This window comes from Castellaniella sp., from assembly GCF_041677825.1.
In the GTDB taxonomy this organism is placed as follows: domain Bacteria; phylum Pseudomonadota; class Gammaproteobacteria; order Burkholderiales; family Burkholderiaceae_B; genus Castellaniella.
The window spans coordinates 1-21409 of record NZ_JBAYPG010000007.1; the positions used below are offsets into that span (position 1 = coordinate 1).

Annotated in this window: 18 protein-coding genes and 1 pseudogene; 5 read left to right on the forward strand and 14 right to left on the reverse strand. The window is 66.4% G+C overall.

Going from position 1 to position 21409, the window contains the following annotated elements:
• Positions 1 to 72 precede the first annotated feature (72 nt).
• From rlmD to surE, 5 genes are read right to left on the reverse strand one after another with little or no spacing between them, the layout of a single operon-like run.
• Positions 73 to 1398, reverse strand: a complete 1326-nt coding sequence (gene rlmD / locus WCY17_RS04555) for a 23S rRNA (uracil(1939)-C(5))-methyltransferase RlmD (protein ID WP_372700987.1) — start codon at positions 1396 to 1398, stop codon at positions 73 to 75.
• Between the two features lie 7 nt (positions 1399 to 1405).
• Entirely contained in the window at positions 1406 to 2185 is a 780-nt protein-coding gene (locus WCY17_RS04560; protein ID WP_372700988.1) for a 3'-5' exonuclease, read from the reverse strand.
• On the reverse strand, positions 2182 to 2982 hold the full coding sequence (locus tag WCY17_RS04565; RefSeq protein ID WP_372700989.1) for a peptidoglycan DD-metalloendopeptidase family protein: 801 nt from the start codon (positions 2980 to 2982) through the stop codon (positions 2182 to 2184). The genes WCY17_RS04560 and WCY17_RS04565 overlap by 4 nt, the downstream gene beginning before the upstream one ends.
• An 11-nt stretch (positions 2983 to 2993) precedes the next feature.
• Positions 2994 to 3827, reverse strand: coding sequence for a protein-L-isoaspartate(D-aspartate) O-methyltransferase (locus WCY17_RS04570; RefSeq protein WP_372700990.1), 834 nt, complete (start codon positions 3825 to 3827; stop codon positions 2994 to 2996).
• Positions 3824 to 4579 (reverse strand): 5'/3'-nucleotidase SurE, encoded by a 756-nt coding sequence (gene surE, locus WCY17_RS04575; RefSeq protein WP_372700991.1) that lies wholly within the window; start codon positions 4577 to 4579, stop codon positions 3824 to 3826. The genes WCY17_RS04570 and surE overlap by 4 nt, the downstream gene beginning before the upstream one ends.
• A gap of 97 nt (positions 4580 to 4676) precedes the next feature.
• On the opposite strand from surE, the gene plsY reads away from it, so the two are divergent.
• The gene (plsY, locus tag WCY17_RS04580; RefSeq protein ID WP_372701077.1) at positions 4677 to 5360 is read left to right on the forward strand and encodes a glycerol-3-phosphate 1-O-acyltransferase PlsY; all 684 of its coding nucleotides are present in this window, start codon (positions 4677 to 4679) and stop codon (positions 5358 to 5360) included.
• Positions 5361 to 5375: 15 nt separating this feature from the next.
• On the opposite strand, the gene tsaD is transcribed toward plsY, so the two are convergent.
• Positions 5376 to 6422 (reverse strand): tRNA (adenosine(37)-N6)-threonylcarbamoyltransferase complex transferase subunit TsaD, encoded by a 1047-nt coding sequence (tsaD, locus tag WCY17_RS04585; protein WP_372701078.1) that lies wholly within the window; start codon positions 6420 to 6422, stop codon positions 5376 to 5378.
• A 95-nt stretch (positions 6423 to 6517) separates the two neighbouring features.
• Here tsaD and WCY17_RS04590 point away from each other — a divergent pair, with 95 nt between their 5' ends.
• Both WCY17_RS04590 and trxA read left to right on the forward strand, forming a co-directional pair.
• Positions 6518 to 7810 carry an NCS2 family permease gene (locus WCY17_RS04590; RefSeq protein WP_372700992.1) on the forward strand — a complete coding sequence of 431 codons (1293 nt, stop codon included), beginning with the start codon at positions 6518 to 6520 and terminating at the stop codon, positions 7808 to 7810.
• A gap of 88 nt (positions 7811 to 7898) precedes the next feature.
• The gene (gene trxA / locus WCY17_RS04595) at positions 7899 to 8279 is read left to right on the forward strand and encodes a thioredoxin (protein ID WP_372700993.1); all 381 of its coding nucleotides are present in this window, start codon (positions 7899 to 7901) and stop codon (positions 8277 to 8279) included.
• Positions 8280 to 8300: 21 nt separating this feature from the next.
• Here trxA and WCY17_RS04600 read toward each other — a convergent pair whose 3' ends face one another.
• The 7 genes and pseudogenes from WCY17_RS04600 to WCY17_RS04630 all read right to left on the reverse strand — a co-directional run bounded on the left by WCY17_RS04600 (position 8301) and on the right by WCY17_RS04630 (position 17057).
• Positions 8301 to 8894 carry a YigZ family protein gene (locus tag WCY17_RS04600; protein ID WP_372700994.1) on the reverse strand — a complete coding sequence of 198 codons (594 nt, stop codon included), beginning with the start codon at positions 8892 to 8894 and terminating at the stop codon, positions 8301 to 8303.
• 22 nt (positions 8895 to 8916) lie between these two features.
• A complete protein-coding gene (locus WCY17_RS04605) occupies positions 8917 to 10518 on the reverse strand; it encodes an ABC-F family ATPase (RefSeq protein ID WP_372700995.1) in 1602 nt (533 codons plus the stop codon).
• Positions 10519 to 10627: 109 nt separating this feature from the next.
• Positions 10628 to 12298 (reverse strand): NAD(P)H-hydrate dehydratase, encoded by a 1671-nt coding sequence (locus WCY17_RS04610; RefSeq protein ID WP_372700996.1) that lies wholly within the window; start codon positions 12296 to 12298, stop codon positions 10628 to 10630.
• A 7-nt stretch (positions 12299 to 12305) separates the two neighbouring features.
• On the reverse strand, positions 12306 to 13955 hold the full coding sequence (locus WCY17_RS04615) for an acyl-CoA synthetase (RefSeq protein ID WP_372700997.1): 1650 nt from the start codon (positions 13953 to 13955) through the stop codon (positions 12306 to 12308).
• Positions 13956 to 14029: 74 nt separating this feature from the next.
• Positions 14030 to 14965: an LD-carboxypeptidase gene (locus tag WCY17_RS04620; RefSeq protein WP_372701079.1), complete on the reverse strand. Its 936-nt coding sequence runs from the start codon at positions 14963 to 14965 to the stop codon at positions 14030 to 14032.
• Positions 14966 to 15046: 81 nt separating this feature from the next.
• Positions 15047 to 15538, reverse strand: a pseudogene (gene tadA, locus WCY17_RS04625) (tRNA adenosine(34) deaminase TadA); the annotation flags it as partial.
• Positions 15474 to 17057 carry a diguanylate cyclase gene (locus tag WCY17_RS04630; RefSeq protein WP_372700998.1) on the reverse strand — a complete coding sequence of 528 codons (1584 nt, stop codon included), beginning with the start codon at positions 17055 to 17057 and terminating at the stop codon, positions 15474 to 15476. The pseudogene tadA and the gene WCY17_RS04630, both read right to left, overlap by 65 nt.
• Before the next feature lie 110 nt (positions 17058 to 17167).
• Between WCY17_RS04630 and WCY17_RS04635 the strand changes: the two genes are divergently transcribed.
• Together WCY17_RS04635 and WCY17_RS04640 are read left to right on the forward strand one after the other, a co-directional pair.
• Positions 17168 to 18040 (forward strand): EamA family transporter, encoded by an 873-nt coding sequence (locus WCY17_RS04635; protein ID WP_372700999.1) that lies wholly within the window; start codon positions 17168 to 17170, stop codon positions 18038 to 18040.
• An 89-nt stretch (positions 18041 to 18129) separates the two neighbouring features.
• Positions 18130 to 19425, forward strand: coding sequence for an MFS transporter (locus WCY17_RS04640; RefSeq protein ID WP_372701000.1), 1296 nt, complete (start codon positions 18130 to 18132; stop codon positions 19423 to 19425).
• A 24-nt stretch (positions 19426 to 19449) separates the two neighbouring features.
• Here WCY17_RS04640 and WCY17_RS04645 read toward each other — a convergent pair whose 3' ends face one another.
• A complete protein-coding gene (locus tag WCY17_RS04645) occupies positions 19450 to 21351 on the reverse strand; it encodes a pilus assembly protein (RefSeq protein ID WP_372701001.1) in 1902 nt (633 codons plus the stop codon).
• Positions 21352 to 21409 lie beyond the last annotated feature (58 nt).

Sequence of the window (21409 nt, forward strand, 5' to 3'; positions counted from 1 at the left end):
CCGTCAAGGAGCAACCGTCAAGGAGCCACCGTCGAGGGGCTGCCATCGAGGCGCTGCCGAAGGCACCGCCCTTCAGGACCTGTCGAACACCGCCACGGATTCGACGTGCGCCGTATGCGGGAACATGTTGATGATGCCCGCAGCGCGCAACACCCAGCCGCCCACGTGGTGCAGAATGCCCGCATCACGCGCCAGGGTCGCCGGATTGCAGGACACGTACACGATACGCTGCGGCCGTTCGGCGGGCTCGAGCTCGCACAGCGCGCGGGCCACGGCGAGCGCCCCCTCGCGCGGCGGATCCACCAGCAGGCGGTCGAAGTGCCCCTGCGCCCTGAACCAGGCCGCATCCACCTCGAACAGGTTCTGCGCGCCAAACCGCGCCTTGCCCTGCAGGCCGTGCTGCGCGGCAGCATCACGCGCGCGCGCCACCAGCGTGGCGCTGCCCTCGACACCCAGCACGGATTGCGCCGTGGTGGCCAGGGGCAGGCTGAAGTTGCCCAGGCCACAGAACAGATCCATGACCCGGTCGTCGGCCCGTGCCTCGAGCAGGGCCAGCGCACGCGTGACCAGAACCTGATTGATGTACGGGTTCACCTGCGTGAAATCAGTGGGCCGGAACCCCATGCGCAGCCCCCAGGCCGGCAAGGCATAGGCCAGCACGTCGGCGCGCGCCGGATCCAGCGGATGAGCCGTCTCGGGCCCCCGCGGCTGCAGCCACCAATCGACCCCATGGCGTGCCCCGAAGGCGCGCAGCTGGCTTCGATCATCGTCTGTCAGCGCCTCGAGGTGGCGCAGGCACAGCACTGTGGCCCGGTCGCCCACCGCCACCTCGATCTGCGGCATGCGATCGGGCCGCGACAGCCCCCCGATCAGGCTGCGCAACGGGACCAGCAGCGCGGACACGTGGGGCGGCAGGATCAGGCACTGCTGCATATCGGCCACGTAGCTGCTGGCCTTTTCGTGAAACCCAACCAGTACCCCCCCCTTCTTGACCACCAGGCGCACCGAGAGGCGTGCCCGATGCCGGTAGCCGGCCGACGGCCCGTGAATGGCCGGCAGGATCTGCAGGGCCCGGACCTTGCCGATATGGGCCAGTGCGTCTTCCAGGGTGCGTTGCTTGACGGCGACCTGCGCGGCCACATCGAGATGCTGCAGGGCGCAGCCACCACACACGTCAAAATGGGGGCACGGCGGTTGCACCCGCTGACTGGAGGGGCGCAGTACGGCCTCGACCCGCGCCTTGTCGAACGTCGGCTTGCGGCGCACGATGCGTACCCGCACGGTTTCGCCCGCCAGAGCCCCCTCGACGAACACGACCTTGCCCTGATGATGGGCGATGCCCTGCCCGTCGGAGTCGAGCGATTCGATGTCGAGCACCAGGTGATCGGAATCGGCCATGGACAGATCAGTGGCCTGGCCAGGCGGCGAGAAATGCCCGCCAATGCGCACCGGGTTCGGCTTCGAGCGCATCGCGCACCAGCTGCAGCTCGGCGGCATAGGCGCTGGGGTCGAGTTCGCCCTTCAGCAGGCGCCAGCGGCAATACAGCAGCCAGGTGTTGACCACGTCGGTTTCACAGTACTGGCGGACTGATTCGCGTTCACCTGCGTGCCAGGCCTGCCAGACCTGCCCGCCGTCCATGTCGAGCTTGCCAGGAAAGCCGCACAGCCTGGCCAGCGCATCCAGTGGCGCACTGGCACGGGCGTTGTAGCCGGCGAGCACATCCATCAGATCGACATGGCGGTTATGGTACCGATTGAGGTAATTGTTGAAACGGAAGTCGCGATCGTCTTCACCGGTTTCCCAATAGCGCGCGGCCGGCACCCCGTGCACCAGGCTGCGGTAGTGCAGCACGGGCAGGTCGAACCCCGAGCCGTTCCAGCTGACCAGCGTGGGCGTATAGTGCCCAATCGTCTTGAAGAAACTGGAGATCAGGCTGGACTCGGGGTCGTCGGCCTGCCCCAGGGCGCGTACGCGAAACCCCTGTTCATCGCGAAACACGCAGCCGATGACCACGATCTGGTGCTGATACAGGGGCAGGAAATCGTGCCCGTGCGTCTCGCGCCGCGCCTGAAGCGCGTGCTCGATGACCTGGTCATCGGGCAGATCGGCCCACTCGGGATTCAGGCGCCGCAGGCCCTGGGCATCGGGTATCGTTTCGAGATCGAAGACCAGGGTGGGGATCATCGGGGCGGCAGATAGGCGAGCGGGTTGACCGGCGTGCCACGGCGCCGGATCTCGAAGTGCAGGCGCGGCGAGGTGGTGTCGCTTTGCCCCAGCGTAGCGATCTTCGCGCCTTTCGCAATGGTTTCACCCGTCTTGACCAGCAGGCTTTCGTTGTGCGCATAGGCCGTGATGAAACCGTCGGAGTGGCCCAGCAGGATCAGGTTGCCCAGGCCGCGCACCCCGTTGCCGGCATACATGACCTTGCCATCGGCGGCCGCCACCACGGGGCTGCCCACGGCGCCCTCGATATCGACCCCCTTGGTGGTGCTGTTGAAGCCCTGGATGATCTTGCCCGATGCCGGCCAGCCCCACTGGATGAGATTGGCGTCGGCGGCCCGCGCGCTGGAGGTGTCGGCCGCAGGCGGGGTGGCGGCTGCGCTGCTGCCTGCGCTGCCCGTGGTGACCGGTGCAGTGACCGCAGCATCGGCCACCGGGCGGGCCGTACCTGAATCGAGCCGCAGCACCTGCCCGATCGCCAGCTGCGTGGGGTCGGTGATGCCGTTGAGCTGCTTGAGCTGATCGACCGTGAGGCCATGCTTTTGGGCAATGCCGTAGAGCGTATCGCCCGAGCGCACGACATAGGTGCCCTGCGCCGGCGCGACGGCACTGCTGGAATGATCGGCCACCGGGGCCGGCGCCTTGCGCGATGCGCAGCCGGCCAGGACCAGGGCGCTGCACACGGCAGCCAGCAAGGCCACGCGATGCCAGCGCAGCGGTTGGGACAGAGCAGCTGTGACAGGCAGCGTGCCGTGGTACATGGGGGATCTCCTCAGGCCTGCGTTCCGGGACGCAGAGGTACAAAACGGACGGGTTCAAGTTCGGTACGCTGCCAGCTGGCGGGGCCCGTGCGCTCGATGAGCATGAGCCGCTGGTGCGTACTGCCTTCGGGGGCAATCAGCCGCGCACCCACGGCCAGCTGATCGAACAGTACTTCGGGGATTTTAACCCCCGCGGCCGCGACCACAATACCCTCGAAGGGCGCATGGCGCGCAAGCCCGGCCATGCCGTCGCCAAAGGACAGATGGACCCGCCCGGGCAAGGCCAGTGCGTCGAGGTGCCGGCGGGCCTGTTCATAGAGACCCTGCACGCGCTCGACGGCGTGGACCACCGGGACGAACTGCGCCAGCACGGCGGCCTGATAGCCACAACCCGCGCCGATTTCGAGCACCTTCTGCGGCGTGCGATCGCGCGCCATGGCTTCGATCATGTGGGCGACCACCCAGGGCTGCGAAATCGTCTGGCTGTAGCCAATGGGCAGGGCGGCATCGTCGTAGGCCCGGCTGGCCAGCCCCTGGTCCACGAACAGGTGGCGCGGCACCGCCCCCATCGCCGCCAGCACCCGTTCGTCGGTGATGCCCTGCGCACGCAGGCGGCGCACCATTTCGTGGCGCTGGCGTTCGGAATTCAGGCCAAGATTGGCCGGCGGGCCTGCGCTGGCGGCGGACTCGGTGGCGGCAGGCCTGGGCAGCACGAATGGGCGCGGCCCCAGAATGCGCGTATTGCTGTTGGCGGCCGAAAATGCAGCACGCCCGTCACCCGAACGGGCCCCCGGATGCGTGTTGTGCGGGCCAGGGCCCGCGGCCGGTCGCCGGGGTTTGTTCATGGCGCCATCGACAACCCGGCCCAACTGGCGATCGCCTCTGTACGGCTATGATCGGTCAGGTCGAGGCGCAGCGGCGTCATCGAGACCGCATTGGCTTCGATGGCGCCGAAGTCGGTTTCCGGGCCACTGTCTCGGGCCCGGCCCACCGGCCCGATCCAGTAGACTTCATCGCCATAGGGCGACGTGCTGCGGATCACGGGTTCGGACGGATGGCGGCGCCCCAGGCGGGTCGTGCGAAAACCCTTCAGGGCATGATAGGGCACCGCCGGGATATTGACATTGAGCAGCATGGGCTCGGGCCACGGGCTGTCGCGAAACCGGCCGACCAGTTCGCGGGCCACCTGCGCGGCGCAGTCGAGATGCCGCCACTCGCGCTGCACCAGCGAGAAGGCGATCGAGGGCACGCCGAACAGGAAACCTTCGGACGCCGCCGCCACGGTACCCGAGTACAGCGTGTCTTCGCCCAGGTTGGCGCCATTGTTGATGCCCGACACCAGCAGGTCGGGGCGAAAATCGAGCAGGCCCGTGAGCGCTACGTGTATGCAGTCGGATGGCGTGCCATTGACATGGTAGAACCCGTTGGCCGCCTGGCGTACCGACAGCGGCCGGCTGAGCGTCAGCGAATTGGAGGCCCCGCTGCAATTGGTTTCGGGCGCGATCACGGTGATGTCGCCCAGCGGCCTGAGTGCGGCCACCAGCGCCTCGATGCCGGCAGCGCTGTAGCCGTCGTCATTGGAAACCAGTATGCGCATGAACCCTGCCCCGAGCTGAAACCAGATGCTGCTGATTGTACCCGGTATAGAATGACAGGCATCCAGACCAGCCTGCCCACCGGGCCTGAACATGACCATGACCAACCTGCTGGCGGCCAGCGCGCTGTTGCCTGTGCTGCTCATCGCCTACCTGATGGGCTCCGTGTCTTTTGCCGTACTGGTCAGCAAGGCCATGGGCCTGAACGATCCACGCAGTTTTGGTTCGCACAACCCGGGGGCCACGAATGTGTTGCGTGGCGGCAACAAATCGGCTGCCGTGCTCACCCTGCTGGGCGATGCCGCCAAAGGCTGGCTGGCCGTCGTGCTGGCGGCCTGGGCCGTACAGCAGGGCTGGGTCGGCGCGGCAGCGGTGCCCCTCGCGGGCCTGGGCGCGTTTCTCGGGCACCTGTATCCGGTGTTCCTGCGTTTTCACGGCGGCAAGGGGGTGGCCACCGCACTGGGCGTACTGCTTGGGCTGCACGGCTGGCTCGCGCTTGCCGTGCTGCTGACCTGGCTGCTGGTGGCCGCAGTCACGCGCTATTCATCACTGGCGGCCATCCTGGCGGCCATTTTTGCACCCTTCTACTACATTCTGGGCAACGGCGTGGTCTGGCGCGTCGATACGCTGACCGCCAGCGTGATCGTCGCCATCAGCGTGCTGCTGCTGGCCCGCCATCAGGCCAACATCAGCCGCCTGCTGGCTGGCAAGGAAGGCAAGATCGGCGCGCGCAAGGCCACCCCGGCCTCCGGGCGGCACAGGCGCGGGCGCAAAAGCAGCTGAAGAGGCGGTGCCGATTCAGGCCACGCAAACATCCTGCAGATCCCAGCGCGGGCGCACGTCGAAGCCGGTCTCGCCACGCAGGGCGGCCCAGTCGACCAGACCGGCACGCTCGCGCAGCACGGCCGCCCAGGCAATCATCGCGCCGTTGTCCGTACACAAGGCCACCGGTGGAAAAAAGACCTGCCCGCCGCGCGCGGCCAATGCCTGCTGCAGGCGTGCGCGCAGCGGCGCATTGGCCCCCACCCCGCCGGCCACGACCAGGGTCTTCAGCCCCGTCTGGTCCAGGGCCTGCAAGGCCTTGCCCGCCAGCACGTCCACAATGGCGGCTTCAGTGGCCGCCGCCAGATCCGCGCGCGCCGCAGGATCGGCCGCCAGGCCCTGCTGTTCGAGCGCCTCGAGCCGGGTCCGGACGGCCGTCTTGAGCCCGCTGAAGCTGAAATCGAGAGTCTTGCTGTGCAGCATGGGGCGCGGCAGGGCATGCGCCTGCGGATTGCCGGCCTGCGCAAGCCGCGACAGGGCCGGCCCCCCCGGATAGCCCAGGCCGAGCAGCTTCGCGCTCTTGTCGAAGGCCTCGCCCGCGGCGTCATCCAGCGTCTCGCCCAGCAAGGTGTAGCGTGCCACCCCATCGACGCGCATCAGCTGCGTGTGCCCCCCGGACACCAGCAGCGCGACGAAGGGGAAGCCTGGCGCCTCGGCGGCCAGCAGCGGTGACAGCAGATGCCCTTCGAGATGATGTATGGGCAATGCCGGCAGCCCCAGGCCCCAGGCAAACGAGCGCGCAAAGCTCGCGCCGACCAGCAGGGCACCGGCCAGACCGGGGCCCGCAGTGTAGGCGACGGCCCCGAGCGCCCTGGGCTGCACGCCCGCCTCGGCCAGCACCTGCCGGGTGAGCGGCACGATGCGCCGGATGTGATCGCGCGAGGCCAGCTCGGGCACCACACCGCCGTATTCACGGTGCATGGCCACCTGGCTGTACAGGGCGTGCGTCAGCAGGCCGCGCCCTGTACAGGCAATGGCCACGCCGGTCTCGTCACACGAACTTTCAAATCCGATGATCAGCATAATCAGCCGTGAGTGTACATCCACGAGTAAAAGGGTTTTAGAATGGCAACGACAAACTGACACGCCACGCGAAAAACAACCCAGGAAGAGACACCATGCTCGAACAATTCTTCAAGCTGCACGAACACGGTACGACCATGCGTACCGAAGTACTGGCCGGACTGACGACATTCCTGACGATGTCCTACATCATCTTCGTCAATCCCGACATTCTCTCCAGCACCGGCATGGACCGCGGCGCGGTCTTTGTGGCCACCTGCACCGCAGCGGCCCTTGGTTCACTGATCATGGCCTTCCTGGCCAACTGGCCCATCGGCATGGCGCCCGGCATGGGGCTCAACGCCTTCTTCGCCTTCACCGTGGTGGCCCAGATGGGGTATTCCTGGCAGCAGGCGCTGGGCGCGGTATTCATCTCGGGGGTGATCTTCGTGATCCTCACGGTCACCGGCATACGCGAATGGCTGGTGGCCGGCATCCCGCCGTCCCTGCGCTCTGCCATCGCAGCCGGTATCGGCCTGTTCCTGGGCATCATCGCACTGGGATCGGCCGGCATCGTGGTTGAAAACCCCGCCACCAAGGTGGGCCTGGGCAATCTCACCGAACCCACCACCCTGCTGGCCATACTGGGCTTTTTCATCATCACCGCGCTGGCCGCCCTCCGGGTGCGCGGCGCCATCCTGATCGGCATTCTCGCCATCACGGTGCTGTCCATGCTGGCTGGCTTCACCGAATTCCAGGGCATCGTCGACACCCCGCCCAGCCTCGCGCCCACGTTCTTCGAGCTCGATATTCCCGGGGTGCTCAACACGGGCTTCTTCCATATCATTCTGGTGTTCGTGCTGGTCGAAGTATTCGATGCCACGGGCACCATGATCGGTGTGGCCACCCGCGCCGGCCTGATCACCCCGGGCAATCCCGGGCGCCTGGGGCGCGCCCTGATGGCCGACAGCTGCGCCATCGTGGCGGGTTCCATGCTGGGCACCAGCAGCACCACCGCCTACGTCGAAAGCGCCTCGGGCGTGCAGGCCGGCGGGCGGACCGGGCTGACGGCACTGGTGATCGCGATCCTCTTCCTGCTGGCCCTGTTCCTCTCGCCACTGGCCGCCGTAGTGCCACCGTACGCCACGGCCCCTGCCCTGCTGTATGTCGCCTGCCTCATGCTGCGCGAACTGGTCGACATTTCCTGGGACGACATCACCGAGTCCGTGCCTGCGTCGATTGCCGCCATTGCCATGCCGCTCACCTACTCCATCGCCAATGGTCTGGCATTCGGCTTCATCAGCTACGTGGTCATCAAGGCGCTCTCCGGGCGCTACCGCGAAATCCACCCCGCCACGCTGCTGGTGGCCATCCTGTTCGTCATCAAATACGCCCTGTTCCCCGAGTGACCGGTGGCTTGCAAATGCGTACATCGACCCCATATGCACCGTATGCACAGGAGCCAGGCTCCTGTCCTGCCACTCTTACGGAGGCTCCATGAGCGTCATCGAACTCGACCAAGACACCTTCCAGACCGCCACCGAGGCCACACAGCCCCTGATCATCGATTTCTGGGCGCCGTGGTGCGGCCCCTGCCGCCAGTTCGGCCCGGTATTCGAAGCCGCCGCCGAAAAGCACCCGGATGTCACGTTCGCCAAGATCAACACCGAAGAACAAACCGAGCTCGCCTCGGCGTTGCGCATCCGCTCCATCCCCACGCTGATGGTGTTTCGCGAAAACGTGCTGCTGTTCCAGCAGGCGGGTGCCCTGGCACCGGCCCAGCTCGAAGATCTGCTGCAGCAGGTCAAGGATCTCGACATGGCCAAGGTGCACGCCGAGATCGCCGAACAGGAAAAGGCCTCGGCCACCAGGCACTGAGCGCGCCCGCGCCGCGGCGCCTCAGGCGTCGTCCAGCACCTTGAAGTCCCCCTGGCCACGGGTCAGATCGGCCAGCAGCGCCTGCCAGTGCGGCAGCGCGTCGCGCGGCAGGCACAGGTGCCAGACCACGCCCGCAGCATCATAATCGGCCTGCTCGATCCGGGCGCCACCGGCCAGCAGGCGTGCCTGTACCCGGTCGATGTCCGGATAGGGGCAGGCGCAACGCACCCGGCATTCGTCGCGCAGCGGGCTTTTGGGCGCCAGGCGCAGGCACTCGGCGGCAGCCCCCCCATACGCCCGGATCAGCCCGCCCGTACCCAGCTTGATGCCGCCGAACCAGCGGATCACCAGAACGACCACCCGATCGCAGCCCTGGCCATCGATGGCCTGCAGGATAGGCCTGCCCGCCGTACCACCGGGCTCGCCATCATCATGGAAACGGTACTGCTGCCCCAGGCGCCAGGCCCAGCAGTGGTGGCTGGCGCCGGCATGGGCGTGAGCCTGCAGAAATTCCGATGCCGCTTCTGCGGACGTGATCGGGCCTGCCAGAGCGAGAAAGCGGCTCTTGCGCACCTGCGTTTCGTGGCGGGCCAGCCCGGTCAGCGTGTGCAACATGCGCCAGCCCCCTCGTGCACGCTCAGGACTCGATGCCCTGCGAAAAAAGATAATCGTCGTATGAGCCGGGATAATCGACCAGCCGGCCGTCCGGGAAGATCTCGATGATCCGGTCCGCGATGCCCGAGACGAACTGGCGATCGTGCGAGACGAACACCAGCGTGCCCTTGTACTGCTCGAGCGCATACTGCAATGATTCGATCGACTCCATGTCCAGGTGGTTGGTGGGCTCGTCCATGAGCAGGACATTATGGCGCCCGAGCATCAGGCGCCCGAAGCTCATGCGGTTCTTCTCGCCCCCCGAAAGCACCCGGACGGCCTTGCCGATCTCGTCGCCCGAAAACAGCAGGCGCCCGAGCACCGAACGGATTGCCTGATCCTCGTCGCCCGGCTGGCGAAAATCGGCGAGCCAGTCGAAGAGGTTGCGGTCGGAATCGAACTGGTCGGAGACGTCTTGCGCCATATAGCCCGGATCGGCGTTTTCGGACCAGCGCACCTGGCCGGCGTCCGGCTTCAGATCACCGGCCAGCAGGCGCAGCAAGGTGGTCTTGCCCACCCCGTTGGCGCCGATGATGGCCAGCTTCTGGCCGGCCTCGATCATGGTGGACAGCCCCTGGATGATGGGCCTGTCCCAGGCCTTGACCAGGTCTTCGACGTGAGCCGCCTGGCGGTGCAGGACCTTGTTGACTTCGAAGCGTATGTAGGGATTCTGGCGCGACGAGGGCTTGACCTGCACCGTTTCGGCCTTGATGCGGTCGATCTGCTTCAGGCGCGACGTGGCCTGGCGCGACTTGGACTTGTTGGCGGCAAAGCGGCGCACGAAGTCCTGAAGTTCGGAGACGCGCTCCTTGGCCCGTGCATTGGCCGCCATCTGGCGCTCGCGCGCCTGGGTGGACGCCAGCATGTAGTCATCGTAGTTGCCCGGGTAGATCTGCAGCGCCCGATAATCGAGATCGGCCATGTGGGTGCAGACCTGGTTGAGGAAATGGCGGTCGTGGCTGATGATGATCATGGTGCTGTCGTAGCTGTTCAGCACCCCTTCGAGCCAGCGTATGGTGTTGATGTCCAGGTTGTTGGTGGGCTCATCGAGCAGCAGTACGTCGGGGTTCGAAAACAACGCCTGCGCCAGCAGCACGCGCAGTTTCCAGCCCGGGGCGACCTCGCTCATGGGGCGTTCGTGCTGTTCGACGGGGATTTCGAGCCCCAGCAGGAGTTCACCGGCGCGGGCTTCGGCGGTATAGCCATCGTACTCGGCAAACCGGCCCTCGAGCTCGGCCGCCCGCATGTAGTCTTCTTCGGTGGCGTCCGGGTTGGCATAAATGGCATCGCGCTCGCTCATCACCTGCCACATCTCGACGTGCCCCATCAGTACCACATCCAGGACCCGATGGGCCTCGTAGGCGAACTGATCCTGCTGCAACTTGCCCATGCGCAGGCCGGGTTCGAGGCTGACGTGGCCCGAGGTGGGGTCCAGATCGCCGCCAATGATCTTCATCAGGGTGGACTTGCCCGAGCCATTGGCGCCGATCAGGCCGTAGCGGTTGCCATCGCCGAACTTGACGCTGACGTTTTCAAACAGGGGTTTGGCACCAAACTGTATGGTGAGATTGCTGGTGGATATCACGATAGGGAATCAACGAAAGGCCGCGGCCACGGCGCTGGTCATGGCGTGGCGCGGCGGGATGCATGGCTGGCACCGGCTTTCTGGGCCAGATACAGGTAAACCTGCCATTTTAGCAGCCCTGGAGAATATTCAGGGCCGTCGGTAGCGCCCGGGGCAAATCTTCGGCCAACAGGCCCCAGCCCAGCTGATCGGCCGCCAGGCCGTGCAGCCAGACCGCCGCGCAGGCGGCCTGGAAGGCGGGCATGCCGGCGGCCAGAAGCCCCGCAATGCAACCCGCCAGCACGTCACCCGTGCCCGCCGTGGCCAGTGTCGCCGGCGCATTGTCGTTGATCACAGCCTGGCCGTCCGCTGCGGCGATCACCGTGTCCGGTCCCTTGAGCACAATGACGGCACCAGTGTGCCGGGCCGCAGCGCGGGCACGCTGCAGCTTGTCGCCCGCGCCGCCAGACACCGAACTGCCCGGCACCGGATCACCCGGCACCGAACTGTCAGACACCGAACTACAAGGCATCGAACTACCAGGCATCGAGCTGCCGAACAGCCGTGCAAACTCACCCTCATGCGGCGTCAGCACGCACCGCCCGTGCAGCGCGCCAAAGAGTTCGCCGACATGGTGGTCGGCAAAGGCGCTGAGTGCGTCGGCATCGAGCACGCAGGGCCGTCCGGTTGCCAATACCTGGCGCACCTGCATGCGCGCGCGGGCATGGCGCCCAAGGCCCGGCCCGATGAGCAGCGCGTTGCGCCGTGCATCGGCCAGGGCGCCGTGCAGCGAGCCATCGTCGGGCAGCGTCTCGACCATCACGGACGTGAGCGCAGCCGCCTGCACGGCCCAGGCGGCTGGCGGCACCGCGAGCGTGACCAGCCCGGCCCCCACGCGTGCGGCCGCCAGGCAGGCCAGGCGGCTGGCGCCCGTCATGTGTGCCGAGCCGATCACCAGCACCTGGCCGCGGCGATACTTGTGCCCATCGATGGCCGGCCAGGGAAAGCACGCCCGCCAGAGATCCGGATGGTTGGCCTGCGTGGCCACCGACAGTGCGGGCAGGACAGTGGCCGGGATGCCGATATCGGCGCACACCACCGTGCCGCACAGGGCGCGGCCCGGCAGCAGCAAATGCCCCGGCTTGCGCCGAAAGAAGGTAACGGTGAGTTCCGCCTGCAGGGCCACGCCCGGGCATTGCCCGCTGCCGCCGTGCAGGCCCGTCGGCACGTCCACCGCGCACACCGGCAGGCCGCTGGCCCGCACGGCTTCGAGCAGCGCCTTCAGTGCGCCTGCCGGTGCACGATCCAGACCGGCCCCCAGCAAGGCATCCACCAGCAGTGCGGCGCCCTGCAGAAAAGTCGCATCGGCCCGTTCGACCGGGCCCGTCCAGGTACTGGCCGCCCATGCCGCATCGCCTCGCAGCGCCGCCCGGTCGCCCCAGAGCGCCAGCCGGACGGGCCAGCCGGCCTGCTGCAACAGCCGGGCCACGACAAAACCATCGCCGCCGTTGTTGCCGGGGCCACACAGGACGTGTACCGGCCGCGGCGACCAGCGCGCGCAGATCGCCCGGGCCACCGCGCTGCCGGCCGCCGCCATCAGTTGAACCCCGGGCACCCCGGCCGCCATGGCGGCCTGATCGGCCTGCGCCATCTGCTGCGGATCGAGCAGGACATGCGGCCACAGCGAGGCGGCGCCGGCGCCGCCGCCCTGTGCGCCGGTCTGCTGCACTGCCACAGATCGCGTGTGCGCAACCAGAGCAGGCCCTGGCTGCGGATCCGGATGCGCGGTCGGAGTGGCCATGCCAGACTCAGCCCGACTGCGTGATCTTCTTGCGCAGATCGAATTTCTGGATCTTGCCCGTGGATGTCTTGGGCAGTTCGCCAAAAATGAAATGGCGCGGCACCTTGAAGCCCGCAAGCAAGCCCTTGCAATGCGTCACCAGCTCTTCGGCCGTGACCTGCGCATCGGACTTGAGTTCGACGAAGGCGCACGGCGTCTCGCCCCAGCGCTCGTCGGGTTGCGCGACCACCGCAGCCGCCAGCACGGCGGGGTGGCGGTACAGCGCGTCTTCGATTTCTATGGACGAGATGTTTTCGCCCCCCGAGATGATGATGTCCTTGCTGCGATCCATGATGCGCATATAGCCGTCGGGATACTGGACGGCCAGATCGCCACTGTGGAACCAGCCACCGGCAAAAGCCTGGCGCGTGGCCTCGGGGTCCTTGAGATAGCCCTTCATGCAGATGTTGCCCTGGAACATGATTTCACCCATCGTCTGCCCATCGGCGGGTACCGGCTGCAGGGTGGCGGGATCCAGCACCCTCGCCGCCTTCTGCAAATGATAGCGTACCCCCTGGCGCGCATTGAGCGCGGCGCGCTCGCCCACATCGAGCGCCGCCCAGGCGTCGTGCCGGGCGCACACCGTGGCCGGCCCGTAGACTTCGGTCAGCCCATACACGTGGGTCAGGTCGATGCCCAGCGCCTCCATGCCCTCGATCATGGCAGCGGGCGGCGCTGCGCCGGCCACCATGGCGCTGATGCCCGGCGGGATGGCCGCGCGCAGCGCCTGGGGCGCATTGACCAGCATGCTCTGCACGATGGGCGCACCGCAATAGTGGGTGACGCCGTGCTCGACCATGCGCGCCACCATGGCCTGCGCATCCACCCGGCGCAGGCACACATTCACGCCGGCCCGGGCGGCGACTGTCCAGGGAAAACACCAGCCATTGCAATGGAACATGGGCAGCGTCCAGAGGTAGACGGCATGCCTGGGCATGTCCCATTCGAGAATATTGGAAATCGCATTGATGGCGGCACCACGATGATGGTAGACCACCCCCTTTGGGTGGCCCGTGGTACCGCTCGTATAGTTGAGCGCAATCGCATCCCATTCGTCGGCGGGCAGCTGCCAGTCTGCCTGCGGGTTGCCCTGTGCCAGCAAGGCCTCGTATTCAAGCATGCCGATGGCCTCGCCCGGGCCGTCGTATTGCGGGTCATCCACATCGACCACCAGAACCGGCGTGGCCCGCTCGCGCAGGGCCAGTGCCTTTTGCATGGTGGCCGAAAATTCGCGGTCGACCAGTACGGCACGGGCCTCGCCGTGATCCAGCATGTAGGCGATGGCTTCGGCATCCAGCCGGGTATTGAGGGTGTTCAGTACGGCCCCGCACATGGGAATGCCGAAATGGGCCTCGACCATGGCCGGGGTATTGGGCAGCATGGCCGCCACCGTATCGCCACGCCGCACACCATGCGACTGCAAGGCACTGGCCAGGCGCCGGCAACGCTGGTACAGCGCAGCCCAGGTATGGCGGATGGCGGACTCACCCAGGCCGTGCACCACGGCCAGCCGCTCGGGGTAGACCTCGGCGGCGCGTTCGAGATACAGCAGGGGCGTCAGCGGCGCGAAATTGGCCGGGGTCTGCGGCAAGCCGCGATCAAACAGATGTGCGCTCATGATTCAATCTCCGTGGTGGGCCGAATCTCGATCTCCATGGGGGCTGCATTTCAAGCCCTGTCATGGGCCGGTTTTCAATCTCCGTGGTGGGCCGCATGATCGTGTTCGTTCAAGAGCAGGTGCGCCATGCCATCTTCGGTGGCCAGGCCCACGATGGCCCCCACCGGCAGCATGGCCTTGACGCGCACGTGCCCGTACGGCAAGCCGGTGACGACCGGCACGCGCACGGCCCTGCGCAACCAGTGCACCACCGCCGCCAGATCGAAGCCGTTGTCATGGGGCACCAGCCGGTAACCGGTGAACTGCCCCAGCACGATGGCCCGCTGCTTCTGCAACACCCCGGCGTGCCACAGCTGGGTCAGCATGCGCTCGATGCGAAACGGGTGCTCGCAGACATCTTCGAGAAACAGGATGCCGCCCTCGATCTGCGGAAAATACGGCGTGCCCAGCAAGGACACCACCATGGCCAGATTACCACCCCAGAGCACGCCGCGGGCGTCCACTGCGTCGGCGCCCGGGGCCTCGAAACTGAGCACCTGCAGTTCGCCCGACAACGTCTCTTGAAACAGATCCCGGGTCAGCTCATCGACTTCCGGCGCACCAAAATCGAACACCGCGGTCGGGCCGGAATAACTGCACGCCCCGGCGCGGGCCAGCAGGGCCAGATTGAAGGCCGTGAAATCGCTCAGGCCCACGAAGATCTTGCCGCTGTCGGCCACGGCCCGCCAGTCTATGGCGGGCAGGATGCGGCTCAGGCCATAACCGCCGCGCGTGGCCATGACCACCGGGTGCTTCTGTTTCAGCGCCCGGTGCACGCCCGCCACGCGCTGCCGGTCGGTACCGGCAAAGCGCTGATGCACCAGCCGGGCGGCGCGGTCCTGCGCGACGGGGTGACCCAGCGCGCGCAGGCGCTGGATCGCCAGATCCAGCGCGGCCGCATCCGCAATGGCGCTGGACGGAGAAATCAGATAGATGCCGGCGCGGCGCGGCGCAGTACGGGAAGAAGGCATGGCAATGGCTTTTGAATCGAGACAATCGGCCGCGCCGGCCTGCGGCAGCATACGTGCCCCGCCTGCAGAACGCCGCGCCCTGAAAAAGGCCCGCAACAACTCACTGGCCTCATCGGCCAGCACCCCGCCACGCACCCGCGCATGCGGGTTCAGGCGGCGCTCGGCAGACAGGTCCAGCACCCCGCCACAGGCCCCGGTCTTGGGATCTGCCGCGGCATACACCACTTCAGCCAGCCGCGCATGGAACACCGCGCCCAGGCACATGGCGCAGGGCTCCAGCGTGACATACAGGCGCGCGCCCGGCAAGCGGTGATTGCCCACGGCCCGTGCCGCCTGCCGCAGGACCACGATTTCCGCATGCGCACTGGGGTCATGATCCATGAGCGTGCGATTGTGCCCGGCCGCCAGCACGTACCCCTGGGCATCGAGCAGCACCGCGCCCACCGGCACTTCACCCTGCCCGGCCGCCCGATGCGCCTGGACCAGGGCCAGGCGCATGGCGGATTCGTCAGTCGAGTACGACGGCATGCGTTCGATTCCGCCCCGCGGCCTTGGCGGCATACAGCTGCTCATCGACCGCCTGCACCAGGCCCTGGGGATCGTGCTGGAGCGTGGTCGAGGTCGCGACCCCAATGCTGGTCGAGAGGAATTCACCCACTTCGGTCGGGTTCGGGCAACGCAGGTCGAGGACGGCCTGGCGGATGCGTTCGGCCATCTCGAAGGCCTGTTCGGCCGTGGTGGTGGGCAGCACGCACAGGAACTCTTCGCCGCCGTACCGGATCACCTCGTCGCCCTTGCGCCGGCAGTGCTGCCTGAGCACATCGGCCACCTTGCGCAGGTAGTCGTCACCCACTGCGTGGCCATAGCGGTCGTTGACCACCTTGAAGCGGTCCAGATCCAGCAGCAACATGCTCAGCGGCGCGACCTCGCCCACCGCGATACGCCCTGCCCTGACCGCCGTGAACACGTCGTTCGACCTGAGATCGAAGCGGCGGCGATTGTACAGGTTGGTGAGCGCATCGGTCTGGCTGAGCCGCTCCAGCTGCTGGTTGGCGCGTTCAAGTGCTTCTTGCTGATCCCGGATCAGGGCGCTGTTGGCCAGCTGGCGGCGTGTGCTTCGGCGATAGTGCCAGAAGGACGCAGCCAGGGCCAGCAGCAGCAGGCTGCTGATGAGGATTGCCAGCCACAGGACATTCCGTTCGCGCAGCCGCTGCAGGTAGCGCTGAATGAACTGCTCTTCGCCGATTTCGTGCTCGTTGAACGAGACCGAGGCATCGATGGCCGCCAGATACCTGTCGAACAGCGGGACCAGGCCCCGATTGCGCTCTGACGGGCTGAAATAGAACCTGTAGTTGCGCGGGTCGCTGCGAAAAGTGTAGATGGCCTGGAGATCGAAATAATCATTCCGGTAGCGATTTTCCTCGAAGAAGGCCCGGCCGATCACGGCCACATCGATCTCGCCGGCCCGCAGGGCCTGGTAGATACCGTCGTTGCCCGGGCCCACGGTAAAGGGATGCAGGGCCTCGGCGGCCAGATGCTGGCGCAGTACGGGCTCGATCGACGAGCGATCGAAATACCCGACCCGCAGGCCATTCAGGTCTGCCACGCGCCGGATATCGAAATCGTGCCCATCACGCGCCACGACAACATAATGGGTCTGATAGTACGGCTGGTTGAACAGGCCATGCCGCTCGCGCTCGGCATTCGAGCTCAGGGGCAGCAGCACGTCCAGGGTTCCTGCCTGCACGGCCCGCAGCGCCGCGCCCAGATCCTGTTCGGACGGTTCGAGAAACCGGAAGGCCAGGCCCAGCTCCTGGGCGATGAAGCAGAACACGTCGACCGCAATGCCCTTGTAGTGGCCGGTGGCCGCATCGTACACGGACAGCGGGGCTGCATCCAGCACCACGCCTACCTGGAGCTCGGCCTGGGGGATCAGGGCGCGCTCGGCCGCGGTCAGCTCAATGGGCTGCGCGAGCGTGGCGTACTCGCCTTCGCGGCAGGTGATGGCGGTGGCCACATCGGCCAGGGGCAGCGCCAGCAGCACAAGAAGCAATTGCAGGAAAATGCGGGTGCGGGGAGAGACGATATGCATCGTGCGAGAAGGACTCGGGGGTGGGCCATGTGCCCTTGACCCGGCACAGAAAAAGCCCGAGTCCGACAAGGGATGTTACAACATCCACTTTCATTCCGCTGGAAATCTCCATGAATTCTATGGTTGTCGTTCTTGTGCTCGGCGCGGCGGCCATGCATGCAGGCTGGAATCTGCTCGCCAAAAGCGCGGCCTCGACGGGTTCGGCCGTGGCCTTTGTGTTGGCCTACCGCTGTCTGTCCATCGTGCTCTACGCCCCCTGGGTGGCCTGGGTGCTGTGGCACGACGGAATGATCTGGAGCCTGCCCGTGCTGCTCTTCATCGCCCTGGCCAGCCTGTTGCACCTGGGATACAGCCTGACCCTGCAGCGCGGCTACCAGAAAGTCGACCTGAGCGTACTGTACCCGGTGGCACGGGGCACAGGCCCCCTGCTCGCCAGTGTGTTCGCCATCCTGGTCCTGGGCGAGGCGGGCGGCCCCCAACGCCTGGCGGGCATCGCGCTGGTGGTGGCGGGCATCCTGCTGATTGCTGCCGATGGCCGCTTGCGCCGCTTGGCGGACCGCCACGCCCGCAGGGCGGTACGCTGGGGGGCGCTTACGGGGCTGTTCATCGCCGCCTACACCGTCGTCGATGCGTGGAGCGTGAAAGTGTTGCTGATCGTACCCGTGGTGCTCGATTGGTGCGCGGCGCTGGGCAACGTGATCGTTCTCTCACCCCGCTGGCTGACCCGGCGCGGTGCCCTGCAACAGGCCATGCGTGGCCGCTGGTCCGCTGCAATCGGGGTGGCGGTGCTCTCGCCACTGGCCTACATCCTGGTGCTCTATGCCTATCAGTGGGGCGGCGAGATCAGCGTGGTGGCACCCCTGCGCGAGATTTCCCTGATGATGGGTACCGTGGCCGGCGTCCTGATCCTGCGCGAACGGGCCTCGTGGGGTCGCTGGCTGGGTTGTGCCGTGATCATTGGCGGTGTGATGCTGCTCATGTAGCACACTTCTGCCGACACGGCAGAAAGCAGCTATGATCATTGACTTGCGGCCACCACGGTCGCCCTGGCCACAAAATACGGAACGCACGCATGACTACGCCCTCTTCAGCCGCCCGAAGCTGGCTGACCCCCGACATCGAATCACCGTATGCCTGGGTACGCCTGGTCATTTCGCTGCTGGTCGTCACCATCGGCAACGTGGGCATGTATGCCTCCAGCGTGGTGTTGCCCATGATCCAGGCCGATTTCGGTGTCGGCCGGGCCGATGCCTCGCTGCCCTATGCCGCCACCATGGTGGGCTTTGGGCTGGGCGGTGTCGTCATGGGCAAGCTTTCAGACCGCATGGGCATCTTCATGCCCGTCGTCGCCGGGGCCATCGCCCTGTGCCTGGGCTTTCTGGCGGCCGGGGCGGCCACCAGCATCACCTGGTTCATCGTGGCCCACGGCCTGTTGATCGGCTTCCTGGGCACATCGGCGATGTTCGCGCCCCTGGTGGCCGATGCATCGCACTGGTTCACGCGCCGCCGCGGGATTGCGGTGGCCATCTGCCTGAGCGGCAACTTCCTTGCCGGGGCCGTCTGGCCGCCCATCATGCAGTTCTTCATGCAGGATCACGGCTGGCGCGCCACCTACGTCGGCATCGGCCTGTTCTGCCTGGCCAGCCTGGTGCCGCTGGCGTTCTTCCTGCGCCGGCGCTCGCCCGAAGTCGAAGCCAACCGCCAGCTCGATCTGTCCCGGGCCGAACCCGATCCGGCACAACTGGCCCAGGCGCGCGCCCAGGAACGGCCACTGGGCATGTCGCCCCGCGCCCTGATGATCCTGCTGTGCATTGCCGGCGTGGCGTGCTGCGTCGCCATGGCCATGCCCCAGGTGCAGATCGTGGCCCTGTGCTTCGATCTGGGCTACGGGATGACCAACGGCACCAACATGCTCTCGCTCATGCTGGCCATGGGCGTCGTCAGCCGGCTGCTGTTCGGCCTGCTGTCCGACCGCATCGGCGGCCTGCGCGTGCTGCTGCTGGGTTCGATCCTGCAGGCCCTGGCCCTGGTCATGTACCTGTTCAGCCATGGCCTCATGTCGCTGTACATCACCTCGGCCATGTTCGGCCTGTTCCAGGGCGGCATCGTGCCTGCCTACGCGGTCATCGTGCGCGAGTACTTCTCGCCGCGCCATGCCGGCACCTTCATCGGCACCGTACTCATGGCCACCATGGTGGGCATGGCCCTGGGCGGCTGGATGTCGGGCGCCATCCGTGACCTGTCGAATTCGTATCAGGCGGCATTCATGAACGGCATCGCCTGGAACCTGCTGAACGCCGCCATCGTCGTGTTCCTGCTGTATCGGGCGGGCGGGCTGCGTCTGCTGCGCCGGCCGGCCGTGGCCTGAGCCCGGCGCCAGGCGCGCGCCTGATCAATCGATCAGGCGCAATTCGGTCAGCGCGCCGGCGATCTGCGCAAATGCGTTGGGCAGGTTGCTGGCGTCGGCGACATCAAAATAATTGTCGCCCGAAGCGCAGTTCTGCATCAATGACTTGTTGGTCACATCATTGCTCAGAGTCAGCGTGAAGATGCGGATGCCCTTGGCCTTGATGTTCGTGCACAACTGCGCCATGTAGCTGTCCATGGCCCCGACGGTGATCGCCGTGGCCGGCGGCTTGCTGCCAGCCCAGCCGATGTTGGTGCTGGCCGCCGTGCAGCCTTGCGTATAGTTGCTCGAAGTGATGTTGCCCGGGTCGACGATGCGCAGCCCCGAGACCGGGCACTGGTTGAAACTGCTCACGCTGGGCAGTTCCATGCTCTTGGTGGCGGTCTTGAGGCTGATCTGCTTCGGGTCGTCCCACTTGTAGGTACAGTTCTTGATGATGACGCCTGTACAGGTCTGCTTGCTGGTTTCCTCGTAGGCATAGGCCATCTGAAACCCGGCAAACTTGTTCGAATAGGATTCGGACACGCGCTGCACCACGCCACTGGGGGCATTGTCGCCATCGCTGAGCAGGACGATCACCTTGTTCAGCTTGTCGGTCTCATAATCACGCGGCAGCCCGGCGTGGCCCCAGCCGCTGTCGGCCCCGCGCCAGGCCGGATCGAGCATGCGCCAGGCCCACAGCAGGCCCATGCCCACGTTGGTGCCGCCGTAGCTCTGCATGGCCGCCACCGCATTGCTCAGGCTCTTGTTCTTCTGCTCTTCTTCGGTGCCCACGAAAAAGCGCACCTTCGAACGCGTACAGTACTGCGGCTCGAGCGTGAAGCGGGTCTGGATGTTGCTGGCTGATGGCACGAAATTGGCCGTCACCCGCCGATCCTTGGACGCACTGGCCGGCGCCAGGAACCCCACGCCGGCATCCGGATAATCGGCCCGGGCGACCAGCCGCTGGTTGTTGCCCAGCCCAAGGTCGCTGCCGGTGTACGCCCTGGCATACACGCTCACCAGCGGCTGGAAGCCCGCCAGGGGCGTCAAGGCCTCGGGTGGCAGGCGGTTGCTGTCGCTCCAGTTGCCCGCCGGCTCGACGATGCAGCCCGGCCAGTTGGTGGCGATGTAGTTCTGCTGATCGGGATAGCGGCCCAGCCAGCCTGCCATCCAGGCGCTGCGCGCCGTGGCCACATTGCCCACGTTGACCACATCGTTGAATGGCACCAGGCCGATGAACGCGCCGCGCACCTCGTCATCGTCCTCGTCGTAATCAGCCGCCCCTGCCGCGGCTGCTTCCATGACCGTCTGGATCAGATCCTGGGTGGAGGACTTGAGCACCGCCATGCGCGTGCCCATCTTGGAGCCCGCCGAATCGTCCATGGAGCCGGAGTTGTCCAGGGCCAGCACCAGTTCGAGGTCGTTGCGCACCTTGCGGCGTGCCTCGTTGCTGGCCCCTACCGGCCAGGCGGTCTGCTTGAAATAGCCCGTGCTGAGCAGGGGCAAATCGCCGGCCACCGACATCCGGATGCGCTGGGCCGTGCGGATCGCGCTGCCCGGCGCCTTGTCCTCGAGGTATTCGATTTCGAGCGCCTCGCGCGGTATGGCCATGCCCAGGTATTCTGCAGGCATGTTGGCGCGAAAATAATTGTAGGCGTCATCGAGCCAGGCCTGGTGTTCGGCCGGCTTGCCCGGGTCGAAATCCGCCAGCTTGCGCCCGGCCGAGATCACCGCCGTATCCAGGGCGTTCTGCAGCCGCGTCTGGGCCACGTTGTGGCGTACCATGTCCATGGCGAACAGCGAACTGGCCAGTATCACCGAAAAGGACAATATGCTGATGACGGCCACGGCGCCGCGCTCGTCGCCGGCCAGCTGCCGCAAGTGCCGCATCAGGGGTATCGGCATGATGGTCTTGGTCTTCATGTGACGCTGCCTCTCAAATAGGACGCTGCCTTTCAGGACG

What these genes read in the sequence shown, in the direction of transcription:
- tsaD (WP_372701078.1), bottom strand. Translation starts at nt 6,422, where the DNA reads ATGCTGATCATCGGATTTGAAAGTTCGTGTGACGAGACCGGCGTGGCC.
- trxA (WP_372700993.1), top strand. Translation starts at nt 7,899, where the DNA reads ATGAGCGTCATCGAACTCGACCAAGACACCTTCCAGACCGCCACCGAG.
- WCY17_RS04590 (WP_372700992.1), top strand. Translation starts at nt 6,518, where the DNA reads ATGCTCGAACAATTCTTCAAGCTGCACGAACACGGTACGACCATGCGT.
- surE (WP_372700991.1), bottom strand. Translation starts at nt 4,579, where the DNA reads ATGCGCATACTGGTTTCCAATGACGACGGCTACAGCGCTGCCGGCATC.
- WCY17_RS04640 (WP_372701000.1), top strand. Translation starts at nt 18,130, where the DNA reads ATGACTACGCCCTCTTCAGCCGCCCGAAGCTGGCTGACCCCCGACATC.
- WCY17_RS04635 (WP_372700999.1), top strand. Translation starts at nt 17,168, where the DNA reads ATGAATTCTATGGTTGTCGTTCTTGTGCTCGGCGCGGCGGCCATGCAT.
- WCY17_RS04610 (WP_372700996.1), bottom strand. Translation starts at nt 12,298, where the DNA reads ATGGCCACTCCGACCGCGCATCCGGATCCGCAGCCAGGGCCTGCTCTG.
- WCY17_RS04570 (WP_372700990.1), bottom strand. Translation starts at nt 3,827, where the DNA reads ATGAACAAACCCCGGCGACCGGCCGCGGGCCCTGGCCCGCACAACACG.
- rlmD (WP_372700987.1), bottom strand. Translation starts at nt 1,398, where the DNA reads ATGGCCGATTCCGATCACCTGGTGCTCGACATCGAATCGCTCGACTCC.
- WCY17_RS04600 (WP_372700994.1), bottom strand. Translation starts at nt 8,894, where the DNA reads ATGTTGCACACGCTGACCGGGCTGGCCCGCCACGAAACGCAGGTGCGC.
- plsY (WP_372701077.1), top strand. Translation starts at nt 4,677, where the DNA reads ATGACCAACCTGCTGGCGGCCAGCGCGCTGTTGCCTGTGCTGCTCATC.
- WCY17_RS04615 (WP_372700997.1), bottom strand. Translation starts at nt 13,955, where the DNA reads ATGAGCGCACATCTGTTTGATCGCGGCTTGCCGCAGACCCCGGCCAAT.
- WCY17_RS04565 (WP_372700989.1), bottom strand. Translation starts at nt 2,982, where the DNA reads ATGTACCACGGCACGCTGCCTGTCACAGCTGCTCTGTCCCAACCGCTG.
- WCY17_RS04620 (WP_372701079.1), bottom strand. Translation starts at nt 14,965, where the DNA reads ATGCCTTCTTCCCGTACTGCGCCGCGCCGCGCCGGCATCTATCTGATT.
- WCY17_RS04645 (WP_372701001.1), bottom strand. Translation starts at nt 21,351, where the DNA reads ATGCCGATACCCCTGATGCGGCACTTGCGGCAGCTGGCCGGCGACGAG.
- WCY17_RS04630 (WP_372700998.1), bottom strand. Translation starts at nt 17,057, where the DNA reads ATGCATATCGTCTCTCCCCGCACCCGCATTTTCCTGCAATTGCTTCTT.
- WCY17_RS04560 (WP_372700988.1), bottom strand. Translation starts at nt 2,185, where the DNA reads ATGATCCCCACCCTGGTCTTCGATCTCGAAACGATACCCGATGCCCAG.